General features: G+C 63.4%; 6 protein-coding genes and 1 pseudogene. 1 reads left to right on the top strand and 6 read right to left on the bottom strand.

All coding sequences use genetic code 11. The features are described 5' to 3' along the window. Positions 1 to 292 precede the first annotated feature (292 nt). The 4 genes from VZ95_RS27300 to VZ95_RS15310 form a co-directional block, all read right to left on the bottom strand. Positions 293 to 769, bottom strand: a complete 477-nt coding sequence (locus VZ95_RS27300; RefSeq protein ID WP_232302683.1) for a B3/B4 domain-containing protein — start codon at positions 767 to 769, stop codon at positions 293 to 295. After that, positions 741 to 1,829, bottom strand: a complete 1,089-nt coding sequence (locus tag VZ95_RS25780) for a helix-turn-helix transcriptional regulator (RefSeq protein ID WP_198148336.1) — start codon at positions 1,827 to 1,829, stop codon at positions 741 to 743. The genes VZ95_RS27300 and VZ95_RS25780 overlap by 29 nt, the downstream gene beginning before the upstream one ends. 9 nt (positions 1,830 to 1,838) lie before the next feature. Then, positions 1,839 to 2,543, bottom strand: coding sequence for a glutathione S-transferase N-terminal domain-containing protein (locus VZ95_RS15315; protein ID WP_045776630.1), 705 nt, complete (start codon positions 2,541 to 2,543; stop codon positions 1,839 to 1,841). 67 nt (positions 2,544 to 2,610) lie between these two features. Then, positions 2,611 to 3,516, bottom strand: coding sequence for a LysR family transcriptional regulator (locus VZ95_RS15310; protein ID WP_045776629.1), 906 nt, complete (start codon positions 3,514 to 3,516; stop codon positions 2,611 to 2,613). A 64-nt stretch (positions 3,517 to 3,580) separates the two neighbouring features. Here VZ95_RS15310 and VZ95_RS15305 point away from each other — a divergent pair, with 64 nt between their 5' ends. Beyond that, a complete protein-coding gene (locus VZ95_RS15305; RefSeq protein ID WP_045776628.1) occupies positions 3,581 to 4,198 on the top strand; it encodes a LysE family translocator in 618 nt (205 codons plus the stop codon). Here the strand turns inward: VZ95_RS15305 and VZ95_RS15300 are convergent. Further along, positions 4,188 to 4,991, bottom strand: a complete 804-nt coding sequence (locus VZ95_RS15300; protein WP_045776627.1) for a substrate-binding periplasmic protein — start codon at positions 4,989 to 4,991, stop codon at positions 4,188 to 4,190. The two genes, VZ95_RS15305 and VZ95_RS15300, sit on opposite strands and share 11 nt — an antisense overlap. Before the next feature lie 96 nt (positions 4,992 to 5,087). Then, positions 5,088 to 5,316: pseudogene (locus tag VZ95_RS25775) on the bottom strand (GNAT family N-acetyltransferase); the annotation flags it as partial.

The raw sequence follows: 5,316 nt of genomic DNA, 5'->3' as shown, positions 1-5,316 counted from the left end.
CTCTCGAATAATCGTTTTGTCGGGAAAAGCATGGTCGCAAGTTCGGGCGACGACTGTCAAGACGTTAGGGGGTCAGCGGACGGCAGCTTGACTGACAAGAACACCAGAAACACTATACCAAGGGTGGCGTAGGCGTTCTGCTATTCTCTGATGGCATGGTAAACTATGGCGATTTCGCCGACCCGGCCTTACCAGGAAAAGCGGGCGCATACCCAATCATAAACCGCCGCCCGCCTTGAAGACGACACACCGAGCAAATGAATAATTCGGCTCCGACCGCGCACCAAATTCCTTAAAATCGGTAGAGTGGGTTTTGCGCCGTCAGCCGCATCGGCTGATGCGCCTGCGGGCCAAGGCGCTCGGTGAGCTGGGTGAGCGCCGTTTGAATATCCCTCGCGGCGTCGGCGTGCAGTGCTTCTACGACGATCAAAGCCCGCGTCGTTGCGGGGCCGACGGCGGCGCGGCGGCCTTGGCGGTTGCACCAGCGGCGGGCATGAGCGTTACCAGCCGCGTCGGCGAAGATCACTTCCCCCGCAGGCGGCGTTTCCAACTCCCCGGAGAAAGCCTCGAAGCGCTCATCGCCCCGCGCGAAGCGCACCGTGAGACTGCCTCCGATCTGGGTTAAGTCGAAAACCGCGACCGGCAGGGCGGTTGCCAGCGAGACGGCGTTGCAGAGGTCGATCAGCGGATGCAGGGCGGGGATCGTGCCGCTTTGCCGAACCCGGCGCAGTAAGGCTTCGCTAGCGCAGCGATACTGCGTCGGCTTCAGGCCGAGTTTGGTAAAGGCTCGCCGCCACGCTTGGATTTCCGGAAACTCCCCCTCCGGTCCCGCCGCGAGCCGCGCGGCGGCCTGGGCGTGAAGCCCGTCGAGCGACGCCGCCCCGGCATAAGCGCCTTCGACCGTCACCGCGCCCGCCGCAAGATCGGGAAACGCCTGCCAAATTTCGGCTGCGTGCATAAACATTCTTCAAGCCCCCGGTTCGTCGCAATGGCCCAGCTAAGCCGAAACCCGCGCGCGGTTTCTTGAAGAAAATTGCAGCCCTCAGCCCAGTGCCCGCCGGAAGGCACCGGGCGATAGGCCAAAACTGCCGGGCAAACAGCCGGGTGAAATGGCTTTGATCGGCAAAGCCTGCCGCGACGGCAACCTCCGCCAGCGGCAGCGCCTCGTCCATCAAACGGCGGGCATATTGTAAGCGGCGCTGAACCAGATAGGCATGGGGCGTGAGCCCCGTTAAGCGCATGAAACTGCGCACGATCTGAAAGCGGCTGAGGCCCGCCACCTCGGCCAAATCGCTGAGGTGCAGCGGCGCGCCGGGGTCGCTGTCGATCAAAGCGCGGGCGTGGCGCAGACCGGGGGGCACGGCCTCGGCAACCTCCGGCTTTCGGCGCAGCAGCCCCGCGAGTAAAAGCAGCAACCGTTCTTCCTGGAAGAGGGCGTCGCCGTTCGCGGTAAAGAGCCCCGTCGCGGGCGCGGCGTGGGGTAATACGGGCTCCGTGAACTCGATATCGCCCGAGAGGCTTGGGTCGATTTCCGCCGCCGCGCGCGCCATTGCCGCCGGCGTCAGGTAGAGCATCGTCCAGAACCGCCCCCCGTCGCCAATCGGACGCCCGTCATGCACCTCGCCGGGGTTAACGGTAATCACCTGCCCCGGCCCGGCTTCGACCATCCCGCGCCCGCTTAAGGATTTCTGCGCGCCGCGATGGATGAGGCCGATGCCGAAACCCTCGTGGATATGTTTTGGGAACTGATGGCGCGTGTCGGCCCGCACTCTCTGCACGCCCGGCAGCGCGCAGGGGAGAAGTTGAAATTCGGGGGCCGACCGCGCCATCGCCGCCCCTTACGGCCGCGCCGGAATATCAAGTCCGCGCTGAACCGCCGGACGCGCCAACCCGCGTTCGAGCCACGCCGGAACCTGCGTGAGGCTGGCGTAATCGACCAAATCGCCCGCGCCATAGAAGCCGATGAGATTGCGCACCCAGCCCAGCAGGGAAATATCGGCGATGGTATACGCCTCGCCCATGATCCACGTCCGCCCCGCCAGGCGGGTTTCGAGCACGCCGAGCAGCCGTTGCGTTTCGGCGCGGTAGCGCTCCAGCGGGCGCTTATCCTCAATCTCGCGCCCGGCGAACTTATGGAAATAGCCCAACTGGCCGAACATCGGCCCGACGGCGGCCATTTGGAAGAACAGCCATTGCAGCGTCTCGTAACGCTGGGCCGGGTCGGCGGGCAGCAATTGGCCGGTCTTCTCGGCGAGATAAACCAAAATAGCGCCCGATTCAAACAGGCCGAAGGGTTTGCCGTCGGGGCCGTTGGGATCGATGATCGCCGGAATCTTACCGTTCGGGTTGAGCGATAAAAACTCCGGCCCCCAGGTTTCATTCTGGCCGATATTGATCGTATGGGGTTCGTAGGGCAGCCCGACTTCTTCCAACATAATGGAGACTTTCACCCCATTTGGCGTTGGCAGCGAGTAGAGCTGAATCCGGTCGGGGTGCTGGGCGGGCCAGCGCTGAGTGAGCGGAAAGGCGGAAAGATCGACCATAAAGAACTCCGGCAAAAGAAGGCGGCCCCATGCTGGGCCAGATGCCATGCCGCTGGCAAGATCGGCGTTAAGGCGATAGCCCCCGCAGCCACGCCAGCAGCAGTGCTTCCGACGAGCCGAGCTGAATCGGGCGCGGGGTGAGCAGATGATAGGCGCTGCCATCGGGGCTAAACCCGAAGGGCGCGACCAGCAAGCCCGCCGCCAGATCGTCACAGACCAGCCGGTAAGGGCCGATGGCGACGCCTAAACCCGCGACGGCGGCTTGCAGGCTGAGGTAAAAATGCTCGAACTCGGTCTCCGGCCCCGGCGGCAGAGAAACCCCCGCCCGCTGCGCCCAAGCGGCCCAGGCTTCCGGGCGGGTACGGGTATGGAGGCGCACCACATTCGCCGAAAGTTGGCCCGTGTGCGGATCAAGGCAGCGCGGCGCACAGACGGGGCCGACCTGTTCCAAAAACAGCGCGACCGACGCCGCGCCGGGCAGCACCGGATGATCGTTGCGGCGAATGGCAAGATCGATCCCGTCGCTAAACACCGCCGCCCCGCCACCCGCGACCAGGCGCAGCGGTAGGCCAGGATACGCTTCGGTAAACCCCGGCAGGCGCGGAATGAGCCAGCGCATCAACAGCGTCGGCTCGCAGGAGAGCACCAGCGGCTGTTGCTGCGCGTGACGGCGCAGGCGGCGCGCGGCGCTGTGCAAAATCCCGAAAGCTTCCGCCGCCGCCTGATGCAACAGCCGTCCCGCGTCGGTGAGATAGACCCGGCGATTGCGCCGCGCGAAGAGGGCGATGCCAAGCTCGTCTTCCAGCGCCCGCACCGCCCGGCTGATCGCGCCGTGGGTGAGATGCAACTCTTCCGCCGCCTGGGTGAAACTTTCGTGCCGCGCCGCCGCCTCGAAACAGCGCAACGCGCCCAGCGGTGGCAGCCGGTCAGAGAGTATCGGTGAGATTTTCTCACGGACAAGGTCAGAAACCATCGTTATTCAAGGCCTGCCGATGCGGGTAAATCCCCTATAGCAGATTTGCCGAGGAGATACCCCCATGACCGAGTTTCTCGCCGTTATCACGATTACGATGCTGGCCGTCATCAGCCCCGGCCCCGATTTTGCGATGGTGTCGCGCAATAGCCTGCTGCGCTCGCGCCGTGCCGGGCTGCTGACCGCGCTCGGCATCGGCGGCGGTGTTATGGTGCATATTGGCTACACATTACTCGGCATCGGCGTCGTCATTCAGCAGTCGCTGCTGCTCTTCACCGTGCTGAAGCTGATCGGCGCGGCCTATCTTATTTGGCTCGGCGGTAAGATGATCTTTGCTCGCCCCAGCGCGCCACGCGCCGCTGCCCCGGAGACGGCACTGAGCGATGGGGCGGCGCTGCGCATTGGCTTTCTAACCAATGCGCTGAACCCGAAAACCACAGTCTTTATTGTCAGCCTGTTCATGCAGGTAGTGCAGCCGAGCACGCCGCTGGCCGTGCAACTCGGCTATGGCGGGTTTATCGCCATCGCCCATATCGGCTGGTTCGCCCTGGTCGCGCTGTTCTTCTCAACCGGGCGGATTCAGGCGCGGCTGCTCGCCGTTCGTCACTGGATTGACCGGGCTTTCGGCGCGCTCTTGCTCGGCTTCGGCGCGCTGTTGGCCAGCGCCAGCCTTAGGAATTAGTCCCGGCGGCGGAGGCGGCGGGCTTCGCCGTCTCCCAATCGTGCAGCCCGTAGCGGGCGAGGATTTTCTCCAAACCGCCGGAGGCGCGCAGTTTCACAATAGTGTCATCCAGCAGCTTGGCGTAGGTCGCCGACTGCGGAAGTTTGGGCGAGAAGGCGATATAGAGCGGGCTCGGCGCATCGCCCATATCGACGAGGCGCACCGCCTCGGTCAGTTTTTGGTCGGCAAGTTCATAGGCCATGACATTCGCATCGTCGATGGTCAGGGCGATGCGCCCGGCGAGAAGCTTGCGTAAATTGCCCTTCAACGGCTCGTCGCCGCCCATCACCTGAATGCGGTTGGTGTTTTTGATATTCGCCTTGATATAGGCATCAATCACCGAGCCGTAGGAATAATCGAGAATCGTGCCGAGCGCGTGGGGTTCGAGCGATTTGATCGAGGTCCAGGCAAAACTATCGCCCGCCCGCGCTACGAGCATATTGCGCGACTGGGCCAGCGGTTGCTTCGGGTAGAGCAAACCCGCCGCCTCTTCCGGCGACGCGCCCAAAGCGCCGCTGAGCTTGCCGGCTTCGACATCGGCGAGGGCACGCGCCCAAGGCATCGTTTTATAGGTAAGCTTATGCCCGGCGCTCTCGAAGGCCTGCGCCGCGATTTCGACCATGTAGCCGGGACGCTCCGCACCGGGGGCACAGTTGTAAGGGCACCAGACATCGGCGGCCAAAGTGATTTCGTCGGCCTGGGCAGCGCTCGCCGTTCCGAAAGCCAATAAGCTCAAAATCAAAAACCGCCGCATCGCCCAACTCCTCACACGAGACCGAGCGTATATACTGCCCTAGGGGCGCGGCGGCTTTATGCCAGAGCGATGATTTTAATGTGACAGCCCTGTAACCTAGGCGGCGACGGCAACTTTCGGTGGGTAGGCCGCTTCCAGTTCGCGGATCTTAGCGTAATCCCGATCCACTTGCGCGCCGTCTTCATGCACCAGATAGATTTTAGCGAGGACCGAGGTTAGATCGAGCGTCCGCTGGATCTGACCGCCGATTTTGGGAATGAGCTGATAGCTCTTCAGGCTCGGCAAACCGTCAAGATGCTTGAGAATCGGCAGCTCGCCCAAGATG

The organism is Elstera litoralis (genome assembly GCF_000963705.1).
Classification (GTDB): Bacteria; Pseudomonadota; Alphaproteobacteria; order Elsterales; family Elsteraceae; genus Elstera; species Elstera litoralis.
This window is presented reverse-complemented; position numbering and strand designations above follow the sequence as displayed.

Bases quoted from the DNA above. Each gene is read 5' to 3' on its own strand.
- VZ95_RS25780 (WP_198148336.1), bottom strand. From the start codon at position 1,829: ATGGCGCGGTCGGCCCCCGAATTTCAACTTCTCCCCTGCGCGCTGCCG.
- VZ95_RS15315 (WP_045776630.1), bottom strand. From the start codon at position 2,543: ATGGTCGATCTTTCCGCCTTTCCGCTCACTCAGCGCTGGCCCGCCCAG.
- VZ95_RS15310 (WP_045776629.1), bottom strand. From the start codon at position 3,516: ATGGTTTCTGACCTTGTCCGTGAGAAAATCTCACCGATACTCTCTGAC.
- VZ95_RS15305 (WP_045776628.1), top strand. From the start codon at position 3,581: ATGACCGAGTTTCTCGCCGTTATCACGATTACGATGCTGGCCGTCATC.
- VZ95_RS15300 (WP_045776627.1), bottom strand. From the start codon at position 4,991: ATGCGGCGGTTTTTGATTTTGAGCTTATTGGCTTTCGGAACGGCGAGC.